The 21685-nt window shown below is 67.3% G+C and carries 22 protein-coding genes and 1 other RNA gene; 16 read left to right on the plus strand and 7 right to left on the minus strand.

Annotation, left to right across the window (positions count from 1 at the left end):
* The first annotated feature begins 4 nt into the window (after positions 1 to 4).
* Entirely contained in the window at positions 5 to 721 is a 717-nt protein-coding gene (locus J3A66_RS06870; protein WP_209567904.1) for a hypothetical protein, read from the plus strand.
* A gap of 67 nt (positions 722 to 788) precedes the next feature.
* On the opposite strand, the gene ssrA is transcribed toward J3A66_RS06870, so the two are convergent.
* Positions 789 to 1144: a transfer-messenger RNA gene (ssrA, locus tag J3A66_RS06875) on the minus strand.
* Positions 1145 to 1204: 60 nt separating this feature from the next.
* On the opposite strand from ssrA, the gene J3A66_RS06880 reads away from it, so the two are divergent.
* On the plus strand, positions 1205 to 1636 hold the full coding sequence (locus J3A66_RS06880; protein WP_031394858.1) for an Rrf2 family transcriptional regulator: 432 nt from the start codon (positions 1205 to 1207) through the stop codon (positions 1634 to 1636).
* Between the two features lie 36 nt (positions 1637 to 1672).
* Here J3A66_RS06880 and mscL read toward each other — a convergent pair whose 3' ends face one another.
* Positions 1673 to 2143 (minus strand): large conductance mechanosensitive channel protein MscL, encoded by a 471-nt coding sequence (mscL, locus tag J3A66_RS06885; protein ID WP_031394859.1) that lies wholly within the window; start codon positions 2141 to 2143, stop codon positions 1673 to 1675.
* A 104-nt stretch (positions 2144 to 2247) separates the two neighbouring features.
* On the opposite strand from mscL, the gene J3A66_RS06890 reads away from it, so the two are divergent.
* Genes J3A66_RS06890 through J3A66_RS06905 form a run of 4 tightly spaced genes read left to right on the plus strand, consistent with a single transcriptional unit; the run spans position 2248 to position 4891 of the window.
* Entirely contained in the window at positions 2248 to 2847 is a 600-nt protein-coding gene (locus tag J3A66_RS06890; protein ID WP_031394860.1) for a LemA family protein, read from the plus strand.
* A gap of 16 nt (positions 2848 to 2863) precedes the next feature.
* Positions 2864 to 3718 carry a TPM domain-containing protein gene (locus J3A66_RS06895; protein WP_192139682.1) on the plus strand — a complete coding sequence of 285 codons (855 nt, stop codon included), beginning with the start codon at positions 2864 to 2866 and terminating at the stop codon, positions 3716 to 3718.
* Position 3719: 1 nt separating this feature from the next.
* On the plus strand, positions 3720 to 4391 hold the full coding sequence (locus tag J3A66_RS06900; protein ID WP_031394831.1) for a TPM domain-containing protein: 672 nt from the start codon (positions 3720 to 3722) through the stop codon (positions 4389 to 4391).
* Complete coding sequence (locus J3A66_RS06905) at positions 4385 to 4891, plus strand: NUDIX hydrolase (RefSeq protein WP_192140220.1); 507 nt, start codon at positions 4385 to 4387, stop codon at positions 4889 to 4891. The genes J3A66_RS06900 and J3A66_RS06905 overlap by 7 nt, the downstream gene beginning before the upstream one ends.
* Before the next feature lie 57 nt (positions 4892 to 4948).
* On the opposite strand, the gene J3A66_RS06910 is transcribed toward J3A66_RS06905, so the two are convergent.
* Both J3A66_RS06910 and hrpB read right to left on the minus strand, forming a co-directional pair.
* Positions 4949 to 5230, minus strand: coding sequence for an ETC complex I subunit (locus J3A66_RS06910; RefSeq protein ID WP_031440756.1), 282 nt, complete (start codon positions 5228 to 5230; stop codon positions 4949 to 4951).
* Between the two features lie 9 nt (positions 5231 to 5239).
* Positions 5240 to 7723, minus strand: a complete 2484-nt coding sequence (gene hrpB, locus J3A66_RS06915) for an ATP-dependent helicase HrpB (RefSeq protein ID WP_245336723.1) — start codon at positions 7721 to 7723, stop codon at positions 5240 to 5242.
* Positions 7724 to 7836: 113 nt separating this feature from the next.
* Here hrpB and J3A66_RS06920 point away from each other — a divergent pair, with 113 nt between their 5' ends.
* From J3A66_RS06920 to J3A66_RS06930, 3 genes are read left to right on the plus strand one after another with little or no spacing between them, the layout of a single operon-like run.
* Positions 7837 to 10356, plus strand: a complete 2520-nt coding sequence (locus tag J3A66_RS06920; RefSeq protein WP_209567906.1) for a transglycosylase domain-containing protein — start codon at positions 7837 to 7839, stop codon at positions 10354 to 10356.
* Positions 10357 to 10413: 57 nt separating this feature from the next.
* The gene (prfB, locus tag J3A66_RS06925) at positions 10414 to 11541 is read left to right on the plus strand and encodes a peptide chain release factor 2 (RefSeq protein WP_031394840.1); all 1128 of its coding nucleotides are present in this window, start codon (positions 10414 to 10416) and stop codon (positions 11539 to 11541) included.
* A gap of 2 nt (positions 11542 to 11543) precedes the next feature.
* Entirely contained in the window at positions 11544 to 12263 is a 720-nt protein-coding gene (locus tag J3A66_RS06930; RefSeq protein ID WP_209567908.1) for a methyltransferase domain-containing protein, read from the plus strand.
* A gap of 30 nt (positions 12264 to 12293) precedes the next feature.
* Here J3A66_RS06930 and J3A66_RS06935 read toward each other — a convergent pair whose 3' ends face one another.
* A complete protein-coding gene (locus tag J3A66_RS06935) occupies positions 12294 to 12689 on the minus strand; it encodes a JAB domain-containing protein (RefSeq protein ID WP_348634008.1) in 396 nt (131 codons plus the stop codon).
* A gap of 82 nt (positions 12690 to 12771) precedes the next feature.
* Here J3A66_RS06935 and J3A66_RS06940 point away from each other — a divergent pair, with 82 nt between their 5' ends.
* The 7 genes from J3A66_RS06940 to J3A66_RS06970 all read left to right on the plus strand — a co-directional run bounded on the left by J3A66_RS06940 (position 12772) and on the right by J3A66_RS06970 (position 19707).
* Entirely contained in the window at positions 12772 to 13566 is a 795-nt protein-coding gene (locus J3A66_RS06940) for a thymidylate synthase (RefSeq protein ID WP_209567912.1), read from the plus strand.
* Between the two features lie 75 nt (positions 13567 to 13641).
* Positions 13642 to 14160, plus strand: a complete 519-nt coding sequence (locus tag J3A66_RS06945) for a hemerythrin domain-containing protein (RefSeq protein WP_031395906.1) — start codon at positions 13642 to 13644, stop codon at positions 14158 to 14160.
* Between the two features lie 166 nt (positions 14161 to 14326).
* The gene (locus J3A66_RS06950; RefSeq protein ID WP_209567914.1) at positions 14327 to 14791 is read left to right on the plus strand and encodes a dihydrofolate reductase; all 465 of its coding nucleotides are present in this window, start codon (positions 14327 to 14329) and stop codon (positions 14789 to 14791) included.
* A gap of 128 nt (positions 14792 to 14919) precedes the next feature.
* Positions 14920 to 15843, plus strand: a complete 924-nt coding sequence (locus tag J3A66_RS06955) for a bifunctional riboflavin kinase/FAD synthetase (protein ID WP_031395904.1) — start codon at positions 14920 to 14922, stop codon at positions 15841 to 15843.
* A 73-nt stretch (positions 15844 to 15916) separates the two neighbouring features.
* On the plus strand, positions 15917 to 18805 hold the full coding sequence (gene ileS, locus J3A66_RS06960; RefSeq protein ID WP_209567916.1) for an isoleucine--tRNA ligase: 2889 nt from the start codon (positions 15917 to 15919) through the stop codon (positions 18803 to 18805).
* Positions 18798 to 19301, plus strand: a complete 504-nt coding sequence (lspA, locus tag J3A66_RS06965; RefSeq protein ID WP_209567918.1) for a signal peptidase II — start codon at positions 18798 to 18800, stop codon at positions 19299 to 19301. Before ileS ends, lspA begins: the two co-directional genes overlap by 8 nt.
* On the plus strand, positions 19294 to 19707 hold the full coding sequence (locus J3A66_RS06970) for a DUF3035 domain-containing protein (protein ID WP_031440002.1): 414 nt from the start codon (positions 19294 to 19296) through the stop codon (positions 19705 to 19707). The genes lspA and J3A66_RS06970 overlap by 8 nt, the downstream gene beginning before the upstream one ends.
* A gap of 216 nt (positions 19708 to 19923) precedes the next feature.
* On the opposite strand, the gene J3A66_RS06975 is transcribed toward J3A66_RS06970, so the two are convergent.
* Complete coding sequence (locus J3A66_RS06975) at positions 19924 to 20772, minus strand: TorF family putative porin (protein WP_031395899.1); 849 nt, start codon at positions 20770 to 20772, stop codon at positions 19924 to 19926.
* Positions 20773 to 20994: 222 nt separating this feature from the next.
* Entirely contained in the window at positions 20995 to 21648 is a 654-nt protein-coding gene (gene bluB / locus J3A66_RS06980) for a 5,6-dimethylbenzimidazole synthase (RefSeq protein ID WP_209567920.1), read from the minus strand.
* Positions 21649 to 21685: the final 37 nt, after the last annotated feature.

The raw sequence follows: 21685 nt of genomic DNA on the forward strand, positions 1-21685 counted from the left end.
CATCATGGCAACCTTGGCGACCAGCGTGTCGGCGATCACCGCCGAGCGGCGTTTCTATCTCATGCTGGCTGCGATCATCGCGGTCACCGTCTTCGCAGGGTTCGGGCTGGACCTGCAGCGGACGGACTGGAACATCGTCGGGCTTCCCGCCCAGGTCCATCTGCACGCTGCCGTCTTCTTCGGCTGGATCATCCTCTACGTCGCGCAGAACTGGCTGGTCGACCGGGGGTCGATCGCAACGCACCGGCGACTGGGCGTCGCAACCGCGTGTCTGGTCCCGGTCATGGTCGTGGTGGGCGTCGCGACGACGGTCATGGCCGTCCGGCTCAACCGCGTCCCGCCCTTCTTCACGCCGGGCCTTTTCCTCGCGCTCGACCTTCAGATCATCGGCTTTGCGATCCTGGCGGGCTGGGCGATCCAGCTGAGACACCGGTCCGACTGGCACAAGCGCCTGATGCTGTGCGCGACGATCCTGATCATGTCGCCGGCGCTGGGGCGCATCCTGCCGATGCCGCTCATGGGTCCGTCCGGGACCTGGGCGATATTCATCGCGACCATGGCCTATCTGGGGGCTGCGATGCTGTTCGATGCGCAACTGCGCGGGCGGGTGCACCTGGCCTATTGGTGGGGCGCGGGAATGCTGACCCTCGTCCAGCTGCTGATCGGCATCGTCGGGTTCAGCCCGCGGCTCGACAAGCTGGTCGCGCAACTTGCCGCCTGACGGCGGGCATGCGCTTGAGTCGGATTTGAGTGGGGAGCTTCTGTTGCTCGGTGCCCCCCGTACCGCCGGTTTCCACTTCTGTTGCCCGGTGTGGCCCGAACCGCGCTTTCGTCCGTATAACTTAGGTCGTTAGACCGTCAGTTATGCGGCAATTGCGAGTGCTTCGTTATCGTTGGCACTTGTGTATGGGCCGTTGCGGTGGTCCCATTCCGAGCGAAACATAGCGTCGTTGAACACACGTCGATCCTAGTTCGACCCCGTCATCGTCCCCCTCTCGCGAAGAGGGCGGTGGTGGAGTCGCCGGGTACTGCCCCCGGGTCCGCTGTGTCTATGACACGCCACGGTTTATCGCCATAGTCACCAAGGGAGAATTCCCCCGATGACGCTTGTGATATAGAGCGGCGGTCGGCCGATTAAAAGCCCGTGATTTTGCCCTTTGCGGCCTTTCGCTCGCCACAAACCGCGTGCATAGAAATCTGTATTATGTTGACGCAGCGCTCTCGCTACGCGCTTCGCGCGATGATCTTCCTTGGCGGCGCCCCGGTCGGGGGTCCACCGATCCCGATGACCCGCATCGCGGCGGAGGCCAATGTACCGCGCAAGTTTCTCGAGCTGATCCTTGCGGACCTGCGCGAGTCCGGCTTGCTGCACAGCCATCGCGGCAAGATGGGCGGCTATCGCCTGTCGCGCCCCAGCCACCTGATCTCGCTCGGCGAGATCATCCGGATCATCGAGGGCCCGCTCGCGCTGGTGCCCTGCGTCAGCCGCACGGCCTATCGGCCCTGCCTCGACTGCAAGAGCGAGGCAGACTGCGCGATCCGCTTTGCGATGATGCGCGTCCGCGACGAGACTGCGCGGATCCTCGACGGCACGAGCCTGGCGGATGCCAACGCCGAGGATCTGGCCGCAGCCTGATCTGCCCCTCCCCGCGCGGGGAGAGGGACAGGTCGATCAGCCGCGTGCCTTGAGCTCGTCGCGGATCTCCCGCAGCAGCGCGATCTCGACCGGCTCGGGCGCCGGCGCGACCGGAGTCGCCTCTTCCTCACGCTTGAGCCGCGCGGTTTCACGCTCGATCAGCGCCGCCGCGCGGTTCACGACGCGCAGGATCATGAAGATGATGAAGGCGACGATCACGAAGTTGACGAGCTGCGTCGCGAACGCGCCATAGCCGAGCAACGGCACCCCCGCCTTCTTCAACGCCGCATAGTCGCTGAGCGAACCGGCATAATTTGCGGGGACAGGACCCATCCGCCAGAAATAGCTCGAAAAGTCGAGCCCGCCGAAAATCTTGCCGATCACCGGCATGAGCACGTCGTCGGTCAGCGAGGTGACGATCTTGCTGAACGCCGCCCCGATGATCACCGCAATAGCCAGATCAAGCACGTTGCCGCGCATGATGAACGCTTTGAATTCCTTGAGCATTTGCGCCCCCTTTTCCAGTCCACTGCACGCTAGCCATCGATTTCGGTTTCGCCAAGCCGGTCCGCTGTCCTATGGGGGTGATACAGACCAGCAGGAGAGCCCCGATGTCGTCCTATGCCCAGATTCTTCGCGGATCCGCCGTCGTTGCGCTCGCGGCGACGCTTGGCGGCTGCGGGATCAACAGCATCCCGACCGCCGAGGAAAATGTGAAGGCGCGCTGGGCCGATGTCCAGAACGACTATCAGCGTCGCGCCGACCTGATCCCCAACCTCGTCGCGACGGTCAAGGCGGCCGGCGCGCAGGAAAAGAGCATTCTGGTCGAGGTGACGCAGGCGCGCGCCGCGGCGAGCACGGTGCAGGTCTCGGGCGACGACCTGACCGACCCTGCGAAGATCGAGCAGTTCTCGCGCGTGCAGGGTGCCGTCGGGCTGTCGCTGCAGCGACTGCAGGAGGCTTATCCCGAGCTCAAGAGCCAGGCCAATTACACCACGCTGATGAGCCAGCTCGAAGGCACCGAGAACCGTATCACGATCGCACGGCGCGACTATAACGGCGCGGTCCAGGCCTATAACACCAAGATCCGCACCTTCCCCGACGCGGTCGGCGCGAAGATCTTCTATGGCGCAAAGCCGATGGTGCCGTTTGCCGCGACCACGCCGGGGGCCGAGACGGCGCCGACGGTGAACTTCGGCAACGCGAGCTGATCGCGGGGCCGGCGGCATGATCCGCGTCCTCGCGGCGCTCCTCTTCGCGGTGCTGCTCGGCAGCGGCACCGCAGGCGCCCAGACCTTCCCGAAATTTACCGGCTTCGTCGTGGATTCGGCAAACGTGATCCCGCCCGAGCAGGAAGCGGCGCTCACCAAACGACTCGACGATCTGCAAAAGGCGACGGGCAACCAGCTGGTCGTCGCGACCGTCGCCGATCTGCAGGGCTATCCGATCGAGGATTATGGCTATCGCCTGCTGCGGAACTGGGGGGTCGGGCTGAAGGACGCCAATAACGGTGCGATCCTGCTCGTCGCGCCGAACGATCGCAAGGTGCGGATCGAGGTCGGCTACGGGCTGGAACCGGTCCTGACCGACGCGTTTTCGAGCGTCGTAATCAACCAGCAGATCCTGCCGCGCTTCAAGGCCGGGGACATGACCGGCGGTATCGTCGCGGGCACGAATGCGGTCGCGGACCAGCTTGCTTTGCCCGACGCCGAGGCCCGCGCGAAGGTCGGCGCGGCGGCGGCGGAATATGACAAGACGCATCGCCGCGCGCCGTCCGGCAGCGGTGGCGGCGTGCCGATCGGGCTGATCATCTTCGGGATCGTGGCCGCCGCGATCGTCATTCCGATGATCTCGCGACGTGCCGGTGGCACCCGCTATTCAAGCGGTGGCGGCGGCAACGGGACGCTGCCGATCGTGCTGTGGAGCATCGCCAACGAGATGTCACGGCGCGGCGGCGGTGGCGGTGGTAGCAGCTGGGGCGGCGGCGGTGGTGACAGCGGCGGCGGTGGCTGGATGGGCGGCGGTTTTGGCGGCGGCGGCGGCGGCTCTGCCGGCGGCGGCGGCGCATCGGGGAGTTGGTGACATGCGATTGAGCGAAGCCGATCACGGCCGCGTCACCGCCGCGGTGACGCAGGCCGAAACCACGACGACGGGCGAGATCGTCACGATCGTCGCGCGCCAGTCCGACGCCTATCACGACGTCTCGCTGCAATGGTCCGTGCTTGCCATGCTGCTGAGCCTTGCGGTGCTCGCGCTGCACCCGGTGGCGGCCGACCAGATCTATGCGCGGCTCGTCGATCCGTGGGCGCAGTCGGCACCACAGGGCGCGTTGTTCGCGATCGCGCTCGTCCTGATGACGCTGGTGTTCCTGGGCATGCGCCTGCTGCTCACTATCCCCGCGTTGCGACTCGCGCTGACGCCGGGCGCGACGAAATCGCGGCGGGTGCGCAGGCGTGCGGTGATGCTGTTCCGGGCGGGCGCGGAAAAGCGCACGCGGGGCGCGACGGGCGTGTTGCTGTACCTGTCGCTTGCCGAGCACCGCGCGGAGATCGTCGCGGACTCGGGCATCCATTCGCGCGTGCCGAACGAGATCTGGGGTGCGGCAATGGCGGCCGTGCTCACCGCGGTGCGCGACGACCGGCCGGCGGACGGCATGGCCGATGCCGTCGCGCAGATCGGCACGGTGCTCGCCGAGCATTTCCCGCGAACCGGTGCGGCGAACAACGAACTTCCCGACAGGCTGATCGAATTATGAGCACGACCGTATGGGCGGGCAAGTTCCTGACCGTGCAGACCGAAGGCACCTGGGAATATGTGGAACGTCGCGGGCAGATCGCGGCAGCCGTGATCGTCGCGATCGACGCGGGCGACGTCATCCTGGTCGAACAGTTTCGCGTACCGCTGGGCCGCGCCTGCCTCGAACTGCCTGCCGGGCTGGTGGGTGACGAGACCGAAGGCGAGAGCGTCGCGGTCGCCGCCGGGCGCGAGCTCGAGGAGGAAACCGGCTACCGCGCGGCCGCGATCGAGGATCTGGGGCTCTTCTATTCGTCGCCGGGGATGACGTCGGAATGCTTCACCCTGGTTCGTGCGACCGGGCTGACCAGGGTCGGCGACGGCGGCGGCGATGGTGACGAGAACATCACCGTCTACCGCGTACCGCTCGCCGACATTCCCGCCTTCATCGCGGCAAAGCGCGAGGCGGGCGTTGCGATCGACGCAAAGATGCTGTTGATCCTCGCGGGATCGATCCTCTAGCGACGAGCGCGCTAAGCCGTTTTCAGCCCCGTCGCCGGAACGGCGGCGGGTTGCCGCTTACTTAAAGTTGTCCGCGTAGCTCTGCAGCTTCAGCGTCTTCTGCGGCGCCGGTACGACCGTGTAGCCGAACCCTTCACGCTCGCAATGCGCGATCGCGGCCTCGGCGGTCGGGAAGAACAGGCGGAGCTGGTCGCGCGTGTCGCCGCTGCCGGCCCAGCCGGTCAGCGGGTCGGGGCGCTTGGGCTCCGAGGGTTCGAATTCGAGCTGCCAGCTGTCGGTCCGGTGCTTACCGGACTGCATGGCGTTCTTGGGGCGCTGGAAGATACGGGCGGTTGGCATGGGCCCCCCTTATCGCGAAGTTGCGCCCCTTGCATCCGCCTTTTTCGTGCGCAGCGTCGCCGATGCCGCGGCGGGATCGTCGGGCCAGGGATGCTTGGGGTAGCGACCGCGCATTTCCTTGGCGACCGCGACCCAGCTCCCCGCCCAGAACCCGGGCAGATCGCGCGTCGTCTGGATCGGGCGTCCCGCCGGTGACGTGAGGCTCAGCACCAGTGGGACGCGCGCTTCGCCGATGGTCGGGTGCACGCCGAGCCCGAACAGCGCCTGGACGCGCAGCTCGACACGCGGCCCTCCCTCGGCGGCATAGTCGATCGCGTGCGTGCTGCCCGCGGGACTCGTGAAATCGGGCGGCGCGAGGCGGTTGATCGTCTGCATCGCATCCCAGCCGAGCAGGTTGCGCAACGCCTCGACGAGTGCCCCCGGGGCGATCGCATCGAGTCGGCGCTTTCCGACGAGCAGCGGCGCGAGCCATTCGTCCAGACGGTCGAGCAACGCCGCATCGTCGAGCGGCACGCCTGCATAGGCGGCGCGGTCGCGCAACGCCTGCCCGCCGTCGCTCCACGGCAGCAGCGAAAGACCGTGCTCGCGAACCGCCTCCAGCAGCGCAGCGAGGATCGCGTCGGGATCAGCGCCGCTGTCCGGACCGCTCGACAGCCGGATCGCCCCGAGCCGCCGGTCTCGCAGCGCCTGAATGCCGCCGGTCGCTGGGTCGAAGCTGACCGTGCGGCGCGATTCGATCCGATCGGCGAACAGCGCCTCGACCGTCGCCTGATCGATCACCGCCGCAGACAAAATCCGCGCGCCCGCCGCGGCCCCCTGCGTGTCGGCCACTGCAAGCCACTCCGCACGCGCCAGCGGCGACGTCGGATCGAGCCGGAACCCGCGCCCGCCAACCGATGCCCAGGTTTCGCCGGACGGATCACGCCGCCGGGCGACGCGGTCGGGATAGCCAAGCGCGATGCAAGTGGCGACGCCCCCGTCTGGCTGTGAGAGGACTCCGGGCGACGGCGCGAGGCGGGCCCACCGCTCGGCCATCCCGCGCGCGGCCTGCGCCTTCACGCCACGTTCGGTCTTCCAGCGGCGCAGACGGGTTTCGACATCGACATCCTGGCCGCCGATCCCACGCTCGCCGAGCAGCACCGCGACCTGCGCGGCGACCTCGGCCAGCCCCCGCTCCCCGGCGCGCAACAGCATATGGGCAAGGCGCGGCGGCATCGGCAGCTTCGCGATCGCGCGGCCATGCGGCGTCGGGCGACCGTCCGCGTCGATCGCCTCAAGCGTCGCCAGCCGGCGCAGCGCCTCGTCGATCGCCGCAGCGGGCGGCGCATCGATCCAGCGCAGGTCGCGGGGGTCGGCGACACCCCACAAGGCACAGGCGAGCACCAGCGCGGACAGATCAGCCTCGAGGATTTCGGGGGGATCATAGCGCGGCAGCCCCGCGGTCGCGGCCTCTTCCCACAACCGGTAGGCGGTGCCGGGGCCCAGACGCGCGGCCCGGCCGGCGCGCTGCGTGACCGCGGCCTGGCTTGCGCGTTCGGTGACGAGGCGGGTCATGCCCGCCGCGCGGTCGTATCGCGGGCGCCGCGCGAGACCCGAATCGACGACGATCCGGATCCCGTCGAGCGTCAGGCTGGTCTCGGCGATGCTGGTCGCCAGCACGACCTTGCGCCGGCTATCGGGTTCGGGAAGGATCGCCGCACGCTGCGCGGCCGGATCGAGGCTGCCATGGAGTTCGTGCACGACGATGTCGTCGGGCAGGTTCGCGAGCCGGTCCGCGGTCCGTTCGATCTCCGCGACGCCGGGCAGAAAGGCGAGCACGCCCCCCTGCTCCTCGACGAGTGCCCGGCGGATCGCCGCCGCCATGCCATCCTCGATCCGCGCCTCTGCCGCGCGACCGATATGCCGCAGCGTCAGCGGATAGCTCCGCCCCTCGCTCTCGATCACCGGCGCGTCGTCCATCACCGCGGCGAACCGCGCCCCGTCGAGCGTCGCCGACATCGCGACCAGTCGCAGGTCGGGGCGGAAGCCCGCCTGCACGTCGAGGGCGAGCGCGAGCCCGAAATCGCCGTCGAGGCTACGTTCGTGCACCTCGTCGAACAGCACCGCGGACACCCCCGCCAGTTCCGGGTCGGACTGGATCCGCGCGACGAAGATGCCCTCGGTGACGACCGTGACGCGCGTCGCCGCGGATCGCTTGCTGTCCATCCGCGTCGCATAGCCATAGGTGCGCCCGACGGGCTCGCCCGCCGTCGCCGCCATGCGCTCCGCCGCGGCGCGCGCGGCGAGGCGCCGGGGTGACAGCAGCAGGATCTCGCCGGTGCACCAGGCTTGCTCGAGCAGCGCAGGCGCGACCGCGGTCGTCTTGCCCGCGCCCGGCGGCGCGACGAGCACGGCGGAGGACCGCGCACGCAACGCAGCGAGCAGGTCGGGCAGGACGGCAAGGATCGGAAGCGGCGGCGGGGTCATCGCCGCCTGCTGCCACAGATCGGTCATGGCGCAACCGCTTTTCAGGGGTCCGCGCACCACCGCGACCGTCGTGTCCAGCCCCCACCCCGCCGAACGCGGCTGGCAAGGACGCGCGAACCTGCTAGACGCGGGGCACGAATATGGCGTCCGATCCTTCCCCAAACTCTTCGACGGCGACCCGCCGGACCACCGACAGGCTGCGCGGCAGTGTCGCGCGCGTCTGGGCGAGCCGCTGGACCAAAGCGGCGCTCGCGTTGTTCGGCCTCGGGCTGATCACGCTGTTCGGCTTCTGGCTGATCGTCGTCCGCGACCTTCCCTCGGTCGATACGCTGCGCACCTACGAACCGCCCTTGCCGACCAATGTGCGCGGGATCGATGGGGCCCCGATCCACAGCTATGCGCGCGAACGTCGCGTCGAGCTCAGCTTCGCCGAATATCCGCCGATGCTGATCAATGCGTTCCTGGCGGCGGAGGACAAGTCGTTCTTCGAGCATCACGGCGTCGACTTTCCGGGACTTGCCGGCGCGGTCTTCGACTATGTCTCGAAGATCGGCAGCGGCCGACGCGCCCGCGGCGGATCGACGATCACGCAACAGGTCGCCAAGAATCTGCTGATCGGCAACGAATATTCGCCGACGCGCAAGCTTCGCGAAGCGGTGCTGGCGTATAAGATCGAGGATACGCTGACCAAGCCGCAGATCCTCGAACTCTATCTGAACCAGATCGCGCTTGGCCGGAACGCGTTCGGCGTCGAAGCCGCCAGCCACGCCTATTTCGACAAGGACCTCGACCAGCTCGATCTCGCACAGATCGCCTATCTCGCGATCCTGCCCAAGGGTCCGTCGAATTACGATCCGGTGCGCTATCACGACCGCGCAATGACGCGGCGTAACTATGTGCTCGACCGGATGCTCGAGAACGGGTTCATCACCCGCGCGCAATTCGACGGGGCGAACGCCGAACCGTTGGGGGTCGTGCTGCGACGCACGCCGCGGTTTGAAAGCGTCGGCGGCTATTTCGTCGAGGAAGTCCGCCGCCAGCTGATGGCCAAGTTCGGCGAAAGCGCGAAGGACGGCCCTTACAGCGTCTACTCGGGCGGCCTCTGGGTGCGGACCTCGTTCGACACGCGGTTGCAGGATCTGGCGCAGCAAGCCTTGCGTGATGGCCTGGTCCGCTTTGACAGCGGGCGCGGCTGGAACGGGCCGATCCGCCATGTCGAGATCGAGGACGACAACTGGCTCCAGCCGTTGCTCAACAGCAACATCGCGCTCGATTACCGCAACTGGGTGGCGGCGATCGTGACCGGCAAGGACGGCAATAGCTGGAGCCTGGGCTTCCGCACCGGCAAGACCGGCGCGCTGCCGCGCTATGCCGCGCAGATGGCGGTGCGCGGCAAGGGCGGCAATGCGTTCGGGGCGATCAAGACCGGCGACATCATCGCGGTCGCGCCTGAAGGCGGCGAGTTCGCGCTCCGGGCGATCCCCAAGGTTTCGGGTGCGTTCGTCGTCGAGGAGCCTGCCAGCGGCCGCGTGCTGGCGATGCAGGGCGGCTTCGACGACCGGTTGCAGGCGTTCAACCGCGCGACCCAGGCGATGCGCCAGCCCGGATCGACGATCAAGCCGATCGTCTATTCCGCCGCGCTCGACAACGGCATGACGCCCGCCTCGATCATCGTCGACGGGCCGTTCTGTGTCTATCAGGGTGCGCGGCTGGGACAGAAATGCTTCCGCAACTTCGGCAATTCGCGCGGCGCCGGGCCGCACACGATGCGTTGGGGCATCGAACAGTCGCGCAACCTGATGACGGTCCGCGCCGCCGCGCAGACCGGCATGCCCAAGGTCGTTGCCACCATCAAGAAGATGGGCGTCGGCGATTACGCGCCCTATCTCTCCTTCGCGCTGGGCGCCGGCGAGACGACCGTGGGGCGGATGGTCAACGCCTATTCCATCCTCGCGAACAACGGCAAGGGCGGGCCGCCGTCGCTGATCGACTTCGTCCAGGATCGGCACGGCAAGGTGATCTGGCCCGAGAACTGGCGCGCCTGCGATCGCTGCAACGCCCCCGATTGGGACGGCAAGCCGATGCCGCGTCCGGTCGCGCGCCAGCGCCAGGTGCTCGACGCGATGACCGCCTATCAGATGGTCCACATCACCGAAGGGGTCGTCCAGCGCGGCACCGCGGTGACGCTGCGCGATCTCGATCGGCCGATGTTCGGCAAGACGGGCACGAACAATGGCCCGACCGACGTCTGGTTCATCGGCGGAACCCCGCAATATGTCGGCGGCCTGTATATCGGCTTCGATACGCCGCGGAACCTTGGCAGCGCAGCGCAGGGCGGCACGCTGGCCGCGCCGATCTTCAAGCAGTTCGCGGTCAAGGCCTATGCCGATCTGCCCAAGCTGCCATTCCGCGCACCCGCGGGCATCCGGATGGTCCGGATTGACCGGGGGAGCGGCCGCCCGGTCTATGGGACATGGCCGAACACCGATGATCCCAAGCCGGGCGTCATCTGGGAAGCGTTCAAGCCCGAAAGCGAACCGCGGCGTGCCGCGCGCCGTGCCGGCCCCGCCCCCACCACCACCACCGCACCGACCGCCGCCCCCAAGGCAGAGGCTCCGCGCGACAGCGATTTCTTGCAAAGACAGGGCGGAATCTACTAGCCGTCCCCATATTCCGGGGCTGGCTGTTCATGCCGACCCCAACACTGGAGAATACCCATGCGCGCCGAAGCGCAGGCTCACGTTGACACCATCAAGGACGCGCTGGCGCTGTTGCGCCGTTTTCTCGACTGGGACCGCGCACTGCGTCGTCTCGACGAGCTGAACGCGCGCGTCGAGGATCAGGCGCTCTGGTCGGACCCCAAGGCTGCGCAGGAGGTGATGCGCGAGCGTCGTCGTCTCGACGAGGCGATCAGTGCAACGCGCGCGATCGAAAGCGAGCTCAGCGACACGTCCGAGCTGATCGAAATGGCCGAGGCCGAGGGCGACACCGCGATGGAAGCGGACGGCGTCGCCGCGCTCGCCGAACTCGCCGCCCGCGCGGACAAGGACAAGATCAAGGCGCTGCTCGCGGGCGAGGCTGATGCCAACGACACCTATATCGAGGTCAATGCCGGTGCCGGCGGGACCGAGAGCCAGGACTGGGCGGGCATGCTCAGCCGGATGTATTCGCGCTGGGGCGAACGCCACGGGCTGAAGGTCGAGCTGGTCGACCAGCATTCGGGCGAGCAGGCGGGGATCAAGTCCGCGACGCTGCTGCTGAAGGGCGAGAACGCCTATGGCTATGCCAAGACCGAGAGCGGCGTCCACCGGCTGGTGCGCATCAGCCCCTACGATTCGGCAGCACGCCGGCATACGTCGTTCGCCAGCGTCTGGGTCTATCCGGTCGTCGATGACAATATCGAGGTCGAGTATAACGAGAGCGACCTGCGTATCGATACGTATCGCGCATCGGGCGCAGGCGGCCAGCACATCAACACGACCGACTCGGCCGTGCGCATCACGCACGTCCCGACTGGCATCGTCGTGCAGTGTCAGAACCAGCGATCGCAGCACAAGAACAAGGCCGAGGCCTATAACCAGCTCCGCGCGCGGCTCTATGAACGCGAGCTCGCGATCCGCGAGCAGGCGGCCAATGCCGAGAATGCGTCGAAGACCGATATCGGCTGGGGCCACCAGATCCGGTCCTATGTGCTGCAGCCCTACCAGATGGTGAAGGACCTGCGGACCGGCGTGGTCTCGACCAGTCCGTCGGACGTGCTCGACGGCGATCTCGAGGCGTTCATGGCCGCGGCGCTGTCGCAGCGTGTGACCGGCGAGGCGGTTGAGGTGGAGGACGTCGATTGAAGATGACGCGCGTCCTGGCCCTGCTGCTGTCCCCGATCTGGCTGCTGGCGGCATGCGATGGCAGCAAACCGCTGATCCAGCATGAACCCAAGGATGCGGGCCCCTTCCCCGCCGCCGACCGGCCGGTCGCGTCGATCGTCTCCGCGCGCTGGTCGAACGAGGAGGCGCGCGACCGGTTGAACGAAGCGGGCGAGGTCATGACCAAGGCGGATATCCGCAAGGGCATGACGGTCGCCGATATCGGCGCAGGCGAGGGCTATTACACGATCCGCGCCGCCGCGCGGGTCGGCAAGGATGGTCGCGTTCTCGCAGAGGACATCGTCGCGAGCGTGCGCGACCAGCTGGCGGAGCGCGTCGCGCGCGAAGATCTCGCCAATGTCAGCGTGCGACTCGGCGAAGCCAATGATCCGAAGCTGCCCCCGGCGAGTTTCGACCGCGTGCTGATGGTGCACATGTATCATGAGATCGAGCAGCCCTATGAATTCCTGTGGCGGCTTCGCCCTTCGCTGAAACCCGACGGACTCGTCGTCGTCGTCGATGCCGATCGCGAGACGCGCAACCACGGCACGCCGCCCGCACTGCTCAAATGCGAGTTCGCGGCGGTCGGCTATACGCAGGTCGACAGGGACGAGATGCCGTCGGCGGGCGGCTATATGGCCATGTTCCGCGCGACCGGCCCGCGCCCCGCGCCCGAGGCGATCCGCGCCTGCCGGACCAAATAACGCCACCGGAGCAAGTGTTGCTCCGGACCGTCAGACCACCCCCATCGCGGGCAGGCTCGCCACCCGCTCGCCAGCGATCACCACGTGATCGAACAGCACGACCTCCACGGTCCGCAACCCGGCCGCCAGCGTACGGGTAAACGCCACGTCGCGCATACTCGGGGTCACGTCCCCGCTCGGATGATTGTGCGCGATCACCACCCCCTGCGCCGCGAACGCCAGCGCATCGGCCACGATGATGCGCACTGCGATCCGCACCTGATCGCGCCCGCCCGCCACATGCCGCATGCCCAAAAGCCTCCGATTCGGATCAAGATAGGCGACCGCCACAGCCTCGGTCGCGGCATGCCCAAGTCTTGCGAACAGCGCGCACGCCGCTGCAAGGTCGGCAATGATCGGAGTGGAGGCGGGCGACGCGGGCACCACCTCGACTGCCGCATCGTCGCCCCTGTCGCATCCACAACTGCATCCGCTTGAGCGATCCGCCCCGCACCGCTAGGCCGTCGCGATGCGCCAATATCTAGACCTCATGGACCGCGTGCTCTCGACCGGAGTCGAGACGATGGACCGCACCGGCACGGGCACGCTCAGCGTCTTCGGCGCGCAGATGCGCTTCGATCTCGCACAGGGCTTTCCCGTGCTGACAACGAAGAAGCTTCACCTTCGCTCGATCATCGTCGAACTCCTGTGGTTCCTGCGCGGCGACACCAATGTCCGCTGGCTGCAGGATCGCAAGGTCGCGATCTGGGACGAATGGGCGGACGAGAGCGGCGATCTCGGCCCCGTCTATGGCAAGCAATGGCGCGACTGGGTGGCCGGCGACGGTCGCCATATCGACCAGATCGCCGAGCTGGTCGACCAGATCAAGACCAACCCTGCCTCGCGCCGCCAGATCGTCTGCGCGTGGAACCCGGGCGATCTGCACGCCATGGCGCTGGCCCCCTGCCACTGCCTGTTCCAGACGCATGTCGCGAACGGCAAGCTCTCGCTCCAGCTCTACCAGCGCTCGGGCGACATCTTCCTTGGAGTCCCGTTCAACATCGCCAGCTACGCGCTGCTGACGCATATGCTCGCGCAGCAATGCGGACTCGAGGTCGGCGAGTTCATCTGGACCGGCGGCGACTGCCACCTCTACTCGAACCATCTCGAGCAGGCGCGACTGCAACTCGGCCGCACCCCCGGCCCGCTCCCGCGGCTCGAGATCGCGCGCAAGCCGGACTCGATCGACGCATATGAGTATGAGGATTTCGTTCTACACGATTACGTCGCGCAGCCGCACATCAAGGCACCCGTCGCGGTCTGAACAGAGAGCGAATCGCAATAGGAACTGGGTGCCGTCCGCGCGGTTGACCGTCCGAACCCATTCGGAAGGCCTATCATGGACATCACCCAGCTCATCCTCGACGAACACGCGCAGCAGCGTGCGCTGTTCGCACAGATCGACAGCATCGACGCCAAGGACACCGAGGCGCTGTCAGCACTGTGGACCCGCCTCAAGAACCTGCTCGACGCGCATGCCGAGGCGGAGGAGCGCTTCTTCTACCCGCGGCTGATGAAGATCGGCACCGGCGGCAACGACGCCGACTCGGCCGCCGAGGAGACCGAGGATGCGATCGAGGATCACAACGACATCCGCGAAACCGGCGAAGCGGTCGACAAGCACCCGGTCGGCTCGGACGCGTGGTTCGAGGCGGTCGGCGAATGCAACAAGGCGAACAGCGATCACCTTGCCGAGGAAGAGCGCCAGGGCCTGACCGACTTCCGCAAGCATGCGACGCTGGAAGAGCGGCACGAGCTGGGCGTCCGGTTCGCGGCGTTCGAGGCGAACCACCTGAACGGCGTGAAGGTCGTCGAGAAGGATCCCGAGGCGTACGTCAAGGAACACGCTCCGAACTGATCCACCTGCTTCTTACCACCCCGGCGAAGGCCGGGGTCCAGGTGGAAAGGTGGTCGTAACGGAGCGCCGTCTTTCACCACCGACGTCCCCCAACTGGGCCCCGGCCTTCGCCGGGGTGGTGATACAAGCATAGCCCCCCGCCCCCATATCCGGCATGATGCGCCGCATGATCACCTTCTACCTCGCCCGCGCCAGCAACGGCGTCATCGGCTGCGACGGCCAGCTCCCCTGGCGCCTCCCTGCCGATCTCAAGCGCTTCAAGGCGCTGACGATGGGCAAGCCGATGGTGATGGGCCGGAAAACGTTCGAGAGCTTCCCGAGCCCCCTCCCCGGCCGCCGCCACATCGTCCTCACTCGCGGCCACTGGCACGCCGACGGCGCGGAAGTGGCGCATTCGATCGACGAGGCGCTCGCGATGGCCGGCGACGAGGTCGCGGTAATCGGCGGCGCGCAGATCTATGCGCAGCTGCTCCCCCATGCGGACCGGATCGAGCTCACCGAAGTCCATGACGAACCCGAAGGCGACGCCATCGTCCCCGCGTTTGACGGCTGGCACGAGATTGCCCGCGAAGACCACCCGGGCGAAAAGCAGCGTCCACCCTACAGCTTCGTCACGCTCACCCGCCGGTAAAGACCGTTCCCCCCGCGAAGGCGGGAGCTCGGACTCGACTCCCACCTTCGCGGGAGAACAAGGAGGCGCGGGAGACAACGACACGGAAGGACTATCGTCATCCGCGGCGTCTGGGTACTGACCCGTGCATGCAACGGCTCGACGGTGGCGCATCCATCCCTTCGCATCTGGCGGACGGGATCGTGGCGCTGGGTAATTTCGACGGATTCCATCTCGGTCACCAGGCGGTGGTCGCGCGCGCGATCGCGTGGGCCAAGGCGGAGGGTCGCCCCGCGCTGGTGGCGACGTTCGATCCGCATCCGGTCCGCCATTTCCGCCCCGATACGCCCCCCTTCCGCCTCACGACGCTCGACCAGCGCGAGCGGCTGTTCGCAGACGCTGGCGCCGATGCGATGGTGGTATTCCATTTCGATGGCGATCTCGCCGCGCTGACCGCCGAGCAGTTCGTCGCCGACCGGCTCGAACGCAATCTGCGGATCGGCGGCGTGGTGACGGGCGAGGATTTCACCTTCGGCCATGCCAAGAGCGGCACGGTCCACACGCTCGCCGCGCGCGGCCCGGTCCACGGCTTCCGGGCGGAAACCGTCGGCGCGGTTGCGCTGGATGGCGAGACGGTGTCCTCGACCCGGATCCGCGAGGCGCTGCGTGCCGGCGACATGGCGACCGCGACCCGGCTGCTGACGCGCCCGTTCGCGATCGAGGGCGTGGTGCAGCATGGCGACAAGCTCGGCCGCACGATCGGCTATCCGACCGCCAATCTCGACATGGGCAACTATCTGCGTCCCGCCTACGGGATCTACGCGGTGACCGGCCGGCTGGAGGACGGCCGCGTGCTGAAGGGCGCGGCGAACCTCGGCATCCGCCCAAGCTTCGATCCGCCGAAGGAACTGCTCGAGCCGCATTTCTTCGATTTTGCCGAGAACCTGTACGGGCAGACGATCGAGGTCGCGCTGATCGACTATCTGCGCCCCGAGGCGAAGTTCGACAGCCTCGACGCGCTGATCGCGCAGATGGACATCGACTGCGACCGCGCACGCACCATTCTAGGCTGATTGCCGCGGCGCCGTTGCGTATGGGAGGGGGGATGGCAACGGGCTCCCGGCTCGGCTACAGCCCGGCCCACTTATGACCGATACTCCTGCGCCCGCCCGCGATTACCGCGACACCGTCTTCCTGCCGAAGACCGACTTCCCGATGAAGGCCGGTCTCGCCGCCAAGGAGCCGGCGATCCTCGAGCGCTGGGCCAAGCTCGGCATCTACGACCGGCTGCGCGAACAGCGGCTCGGGCGCGAGCGGTTCATCCTGCACGACGGCCCCCCGTACGCGAACGGCGACATCCACATGGGCCATGCGATGAACAAGGTCCTGAAGGATATCATCGTCCGCTCGCAATCGCTGATGGGCAAGGACGCGCCCTACGTCCCCGGCTGGGACTGTCACGGCCTGCCGATCGAGTGGAAGGTCGAGGAAGCGTATCGCGCGAAGAAGCTGAACAAGGACGACGTCCCCGTCGACCAGTTCCGCGCCGAATGCCGCGCCTATGCCGAAAAATGGGTCGCCGTGCAGAAGGGCGAGTTCGAGCGGCTCGGCGTGATGGGCGACTGGGCCGATCCGTACCTCACGATGAAGTACGACGCCGAGGCGACGATCGTCGGCGAGCTGCTCAAGTTCGCCGAGAGCGGCCAGCTGTACCGCGGCGCGAAGCCCGTGATGTGGTCGCCGGTCGAAAAGACCGCGCTCGCAGAGGCGGAGGTCGAGTATGAGGACATCGTCTCGACGCAGATCGACGTCGCGTTCGAGATCGTCGACGCGCCGAACGCGCCCGAACTGGTCGGCGCGCATGCGGTGATCTGGACGACGACGCCGTGGACGATCCCGGTGAACCAGGCGCTGAGCTATGGGCCTGGCATGCACTATCAGGCCTTTCGCGCAGCTGATGGTCGCCGGTTCCTCATCGCCTTCGACCTTAAGAACGAGTTTGAGCGTCGCACCGGCATCCTGTTAGACTCAGGAGATTTGCAAGAGATCACAGATCGACAGATCCTCGGTTCGCAACTCGAAGGCGCCACCGCACGCCACCCGATGCACGCACTCGGCGGGTTCTTCGCCAAGCCCCGCCCGTTCCTCCCCGGCGACTTCGTCACGACCGACGCGGGCACCGGGCTCGTCCACATGTCGCCGGATCACGGCGAGGACGATTTCGAGCTCTGCAAGCAGTACGGCATCGACCCGGTCTTCGCGGTCGACGGTGCGGGCATGTACCGCACCGACTGGGCCTGGCTCGGCGGGCAAGGGTCCGTCATCAACAAGAAGTTCGTGGCCGCCGACGGCCCGATCTGCACCGACCTGCGCGCGACCGGCGCGCTGCTCGCGGCGAGCGACGACTTCAAGCACAGCTACCCGCATTCGTGGCGCTCCAAGGCAAAGGTGATCTTCCGCGCGACGCCGCAATGGTTCATCCCAATGGATGCGGCCACGTCGGTCGGCACCCAAGGTGCTTCGACTTCGCTCAGCACGAATGGGGTTGGGGATTCGGCCGCACCCCCGTTCGCCCTGAGCGAAGTCGAAGGGCCTGGGTCGAGCAACGGCGCAACCCTCCGCGAAATCGCGCTCGACGCGATCGCCGCGACCACCTGGATCCCCGCGCGCTCGGAAAACCGGATCACGTCGATGGTGCAGGGCCGCCCCGACTGGGTCATCTCGCGCCAGCGCGCCTGGGGCGTGCCGATCGCGCTGTTCGTCAACCGCGCCACCGGCCAGTATCTGAACGACTCCGCCGTCAACGCGCGCATCGTCGAAGCCTTCCGCCAGAACGGTGCGGATGCGTGGTACGCCGACGGCCACCAGGCGCTGCTCGGCTCCGACTACGACCTCGCCGACTATGAGGTCGTGAAGGACATCCTCGACGTCTGGTTCGATTCGGGCTGCACCCACGTCTTCACCGTCGAGGCGCGCTATGGCGAGGGCACCCGCGCCAACCTGTACCTCGAAGGGTCGGACCAGCATCGCGGCTGGTTCCAGTCGAGCTTGCTCGAAAGCTGCGGCACGCGCGGTCGCGCACCCTATGACGCGGTCCTCACCCACGGCTTCGCGCTCGACGGCCAGGGCCGGAAGATGTCGAAGAGCCTCGGCAACGTCGTCGATCCGCTGAAGATCATCGGCGAGAGCGGCGCAGACATCCTGCGCATGTGGGTCGCCTCGACCGATTATTTCGACGACGTGAAGATCGGCAAGGAGGTGCTCGCCACCGCCTCGGACGCATACCGAAAACTGCGCAACACGTTCCGCTACATGCTCGGCGCGCTCGAGGCCTTCGACGGGTCCGAGCGCGTCGCGGTGTCCGACATGCCCGAGCTCGAGCGCTATGTGCTCCACCGTCTCGGCATGATCGACACCGAACTGCGCCAGGCCGCGGAAGGCTATGAGTTCAACCGCTATACGCGCCTGCTGACGGACTTCGCGAACGAGGACCTGTCTGCGTTCTTCTTCGATATCCGCAAGGACTCGCTCTACTGCGACGCGCCCGGCGACGTGAAGCGCCGCGCGTACCGCACCGTCCTCGACGTGCTGTTCCACGCGCTGGTCCGCTACGCCGCGCCGGTGCTGTGCTTCACCGCGGAGGAAGTCTGGCAGTCGCGCTTCCCGAGCGACGACAGCTCGGTCCACTATCTCGAATGGCCGTCGCTCCCGTCGCTCGACGCGGACGACGTTGTCGGCGCCAAGTGGCAGGAAATTCGTGCCCTGCGCGTCGCCGTCACCGAGGCGATCGAGCCGTTGCGCCGCGAGAAGACCGTGCGGTCCAGCCTCGAGGCCGAGATCACCGTCCCGACGATGCTGCTCGACGCCGATGCGCTGGCCGAGGCGTTCATCGTCGCCAAGGTCACACCGGGCGATGCGGTCACCGTGACGCGCACCGACTTCCACAAATGCGGCCGCTGCTGGCGCCACCTCCCCGAGGTGACGACCGACGGCGAGCTCTGCGACCGGTGCGAAGAGGTGGTGGCGCATGCGTAACCTGCCAAAGGCCGGCTTCGGGGCGGCGATCGCGCTGTTCCTCGCCGACCAGCTCAGCAAATGGGCCGTAACGCGCCCGCTCGGGATCGATTCGCTCGGCGATGCGCACACGATCACGTCGTTCTTCGACCTGCGCTTCGTGCCCAATATCGGCATTTCTCTCGGGTTGTTGCCCGCCGATGGTCATCTGACGCGCTGGGCGCTGGTGCTGCTGACGGGGGCGATCTCGGTCGGGGTCGCAATCTGGATGACGCGCGAAAAGAACCGGGCGGATCAGATCGCGCTGGGCTTCGTGCTCGGCGGTGCGGTCGGCAATATCCTCGACCGGATCCGGCTCGGCTATGTCGTCGATTTCGCCGACCTGCATATCGGCGAGTGGCGCCCGTTTTTGGTCTTCAATGTCGCGGATGCAGCGATTACTGTCGGCGTGCTCGTCCTGCTTGTCCGGGCGCTGCTCGTGCGCGAGAAGCCCCCTGTGGAGAATTCCCATGCGTAAGTTTGTGCCCCTGGCTGCCGGTCTGGCGAGCGTCGCGTTGCTGTCCGGCTGTGGCGCCGGCAAGAGCCTCGATCGTGCGCGACCGGACGAGTTCGCCGTCGCCCGCCAAGCTCCGCTGGTGATCCCCCCCGATTTCGCGCTGGTCCCGCCGCAGCCGGGTGCCGCACGGCCGCAGGATACCGCCGCGAACGCACAGACGCTCGACGCGCTGTTCGGCGGCACCGCCGCGCGCAGCCCTGCCGAAGCGGGCGTGCTGAGCGAAGCAGGCCCCAGCGCCGCCGATCCCGGCATCCGGTCGAGCGCGGGCGATCCCGGCACGACCGTGATCGACAAGGGCTCGACCACGCGCGACATCGTCGCCGCCCCCGAAGGCGATGGCCAGGATGCGCGCGCAACCGCCAACTGATCGGTTGGTCCAAGACCTGAAAAAGGGCGGCTCCCGCAGGGGGCCGCCCTTTTTCGTGTTCGGTCGATGGCCACCCCGCCCGCCCCTGTCCCGTGGATACCCCAGCTTCCGCTGGGGTGACGAGAGGCAGGCATGAAGCGACGGTGCAAAATGCCGCAACCGCGTGCTCCCGCCATCCCAGCCAAGCGCCAGGACGACGACAGCACCCGCGCTACGTCAGAATGCGGCGGTCAGCGACGCCAGCACCTTCCCGTTGGCGATCGAACCGACGCCGTCCTGCCCACGGCTGAAGCTCGGCTGGAGATACGCCGACTCCGCCTTGCTGATGTCGGTATCGACATAGGCGACGCCCAAGGTCAGCGGCGTGCCTGGAATCACGTAATCGGCACCCACCAGCCAGTCGAAATATTCCCCCGTCGGCGACACGCTGGTGGCGAATGGCCCGAGCCCCTTGTTGCCATTCGAATAGCCGACATGCGCCTTTACGGTCAGGCCGGTATCGGGAATGCCGCTGCTGACATCGCCCCACAGGTACAGGTTCGAATCCTTGGCGTTGACGCGGTCATAGACCCCGTTGGCGGCCGAGGTGCCGTTCGAATACCAGGGGCCCAGTGCCTGCTGCTTGGGCGCATAGGCGACGCCCGCGGTCAGCGCGACCGGGCCGGCGGTGCCCGAGAGCTTGGCATAGGGCTCGATGAAGTCGGTATTGTCGAAGCCCGACGGGTACATGTACCAGGTCGCGCCGACGTCGAGCGTGCCGCCGCCGACGGGAAGCTTGTACCCGGCGATCAGGTCGAGCTCCATGTTGGCGCCGCCGAACGTGCCCCAGCCGGCGAGGTTCGACCCCCAGGTGCCGATATAGACGCCGCTCTTGTGCGCGATCGTGATGCCGCCCTGGACCGCGAGATTTTCGTCCGACTGCGACACGCCGCGAAAGCGATAGTCGCTGACAAGTCCGACCGATCCGCTGACCGTGACGTCCTTGGGTGGCGCCGTATCCTGCGCGAACGCAGGGGGTGCGGCAGCCAGCGCGAGGCCGCCGAAGAGGATAGTGGAGAAGCGCATCGTTTCCCTTTCGACACTGGAAATTCGATGTCCCCGCCTGCACCCGCGGACGCCGCATCTATCGAGGCGTGGCCTCCGAGCACGGTCTTTCCTGCGGTTTCAGATGAATGACAGTCGTTGATGCACTGCACAAGCGATTATTGCGCCAGGCGCGGTGTTGACACCATGGATGTTGCGCACCGGCCACACCGTCTCGGTCACAACGCTCGGGTGCGCGCCGGCCTATCGACGCAGGATCGGCGTGCGCCGCGGCGCTTCCCACCCCTCGCGCGCCAATTCGGGCATGTCCGCCTCGCGTTCGGGATAGCCGAGGCAGAGATAGCCGACGAACCGCCATCGCTCCGGCACGCCCACGATGTGCGCGATCCGCGCGGGGTCTAGGATCGAGACCCAGCCGAGCCCGATCCCCTGGGCGCGCGCGGCCAGCCACAATGTGTGGATCGCGATCACGGCGGAATAGGCGACGCTTTCCGGCATGGTCTGACGCCCCAGACCATGCCCCTGGCTTGGATCGGGTTCGACGAACACCGCGATGTGAACGGGCGCCTGCTCGAGCCCGGCGAGCTTCAACCGGGCGTAGAGCGCGGCACGCGTCTCGTCTTGCCGGGCCAGCGCGGCGGCGTTGCAGGCGGCAAAGTCCGCGCGGATCGCGTCGCGTCGCGAGGAGTCGTCGATCGTGACGAACCGCCAGGGCTGGCTGAGCCCAACCGACGGCGCGGCGTCGGCGACCGCGAGCAGCGCGTCGACTGCGCCCGCGGGCAGCGGATCGCGCCGGAACCGGCGGACGTCACGGCGCCAGCGGAACAGCAGGTCGAGCCTGGCCTGAAACGCCGTATCGAAGACCGGGCCTCCAGCGTCGGGCGGTTCTGTGTGCATGGCTGGCACGCTGTACCCGATCAAGTCCGGCGAGCAA

It is taken from the genome of Sphingomonas sp. PvP018, assembly GCF_017876865.1.
Taxonomy (GTDB): domain Bacteria; phylum Pseudomonadota; class Alphaproteobacteria; order Sphingomonadales; family Sphingomonadaceae; genus Sphingomonas; species Sphingomonas aerolata.

Bases quoted from the DNA above. Each gene is read 5' to 3' on its own strand.
- J3A66_RS06870 (WP_209567904.1), top strand. From the start codon at position 5: ATGGCAACCTTGGCGACCAGCGTGTCGGCGATCACCGCCGAGCGGCGT.
- J3A66_RS06880 (WP_031394858.1), top strand. From the start codon at position 1,205: ATGTTGACGCAGCGCTCTCGCTACGCGCTTCGCGCGATGATCTTCCTT.
- mscL (WP_031394859.1), bottom strand. From the start codon at position 2,143: ATGCTCAAGGAATTCAAAGCGTTCATCATGCGCGGCAACGTGCTTGAT.
- J3A66_RS06890 (WP_031394860.1), top strand. From the start codon at position 2,248: ATGTCGTCCTATGCCCAGATTCTTCGCGGATCCGCCGTCGTTGCGCTC.
- J3A66_RS06895 (WP_192139682.1), top strand. From the start codon at position 2,864: ATGATCCGCGTCCTCGCGGCGCTCCTCTTCGCGGTGCTGCTCGGCAGC.
- J3A66_RS06900 (WP_031394831.1), top strand. From the start codon at position 3,720: ATGCGATTGAGCGAAGCCGATCACGGCCGCGTCACCGCCGCGGTGACG.
- J3A66_RS06910 (WP_031440756.1), bottom strand. From the start codon at position 5,230: ATGCCAACCGCCCGTATCTTCCAGCGCCCCAAGAACGCCATGCAGTCC.
- hrpB (WP_245336723.1), bottom strand. From the start codon at position 7,723: ATGACCGATCTGTGGCAGCAGGCGGCGATGACCCCGCCGCCGCTTCCG.
- J3A66_RS06920 (WP_209567906.1), top strand. From the start codon at position 7,837: ATGGCGTCCGATCCTTCCCCAAACTCTTCGACGGCGACCCGCCGGACC.
- prfB (WP_031394840.1), top strand. From the start codon at position 10,414: ATGCGCGCCGAAGCGCAGGCTCACGTTGACACCATCAAGGACGCGCTG.
- J3A66_RS06930 (WP_209567908.1), top strand. From the start codon at position 11,544: ATGACGCGCGTCCTGGCCCTGCTGCTGTCCCCGATCTGGCTGCTGGCG.
- J3A66_RS06940 (WP_209567912.1), top strand. From the start codon at position 12,772: ATGCGCCAATATCTAGACCTCATGGACCGCGTGCTCTCGACCGGAGTC.
- J3A66_RS06945 (WP_031395906.1), top strand. From the start codon at position 13,642: ATGGACATCACCCAGCTCATCCTCGACGAACACGCGCAGCAGCGTGCG.
- J3A66_RS06950 (WP_209567914.1), top strand. From the start codon at position 14,327: ATGATCACCTTCTACCTCGCCCGCGCCAGCAACGGCGTCATCGGCTGC.
- J3A66_RS06955 (WP_031395904.1), top strand. From the start codon at position 14,920: ATGCAACGGCTCGACGGTGGCGCATCCATCCCTTCGCATCTGGCGGAC.
- ileS (WP_209567916.1), top strand. From the start codon at position 15,917: ATGACCGATACTCCTGCGCCCGCCCGCGATTACCGCGACACCGTCTTC.
- lspA (WP_209567918.1), top strand. From the start codon at position 18,798: ATGCGTAACCTGCCAAAGGCCGGCTTCGGGGCGGCGATCGCGCTGTTC.
- J3A66_RS06970 (WP_031440002.1), top strand. From the start codon at position 19,294: ATGCGTAAGTTTGTGCCCCTGGCTGCCGGTCTGGCGAGCGTCGCGTTG.
- J3A66_RS06975 (WP_031395899.1), bottom strand. From the start codon at position 20,772: ATGCGCTTCTCCACTATCCTCTTCGGCGGCCTCGCGCTGGCTGCCGCA.
- bluB (WP_209567920.1), bottom strand. From the start codon at position 21,648: ATGCACACAGAACCGCCCGACGCTGGAGGCCCGGTCTTCGATACGGCG.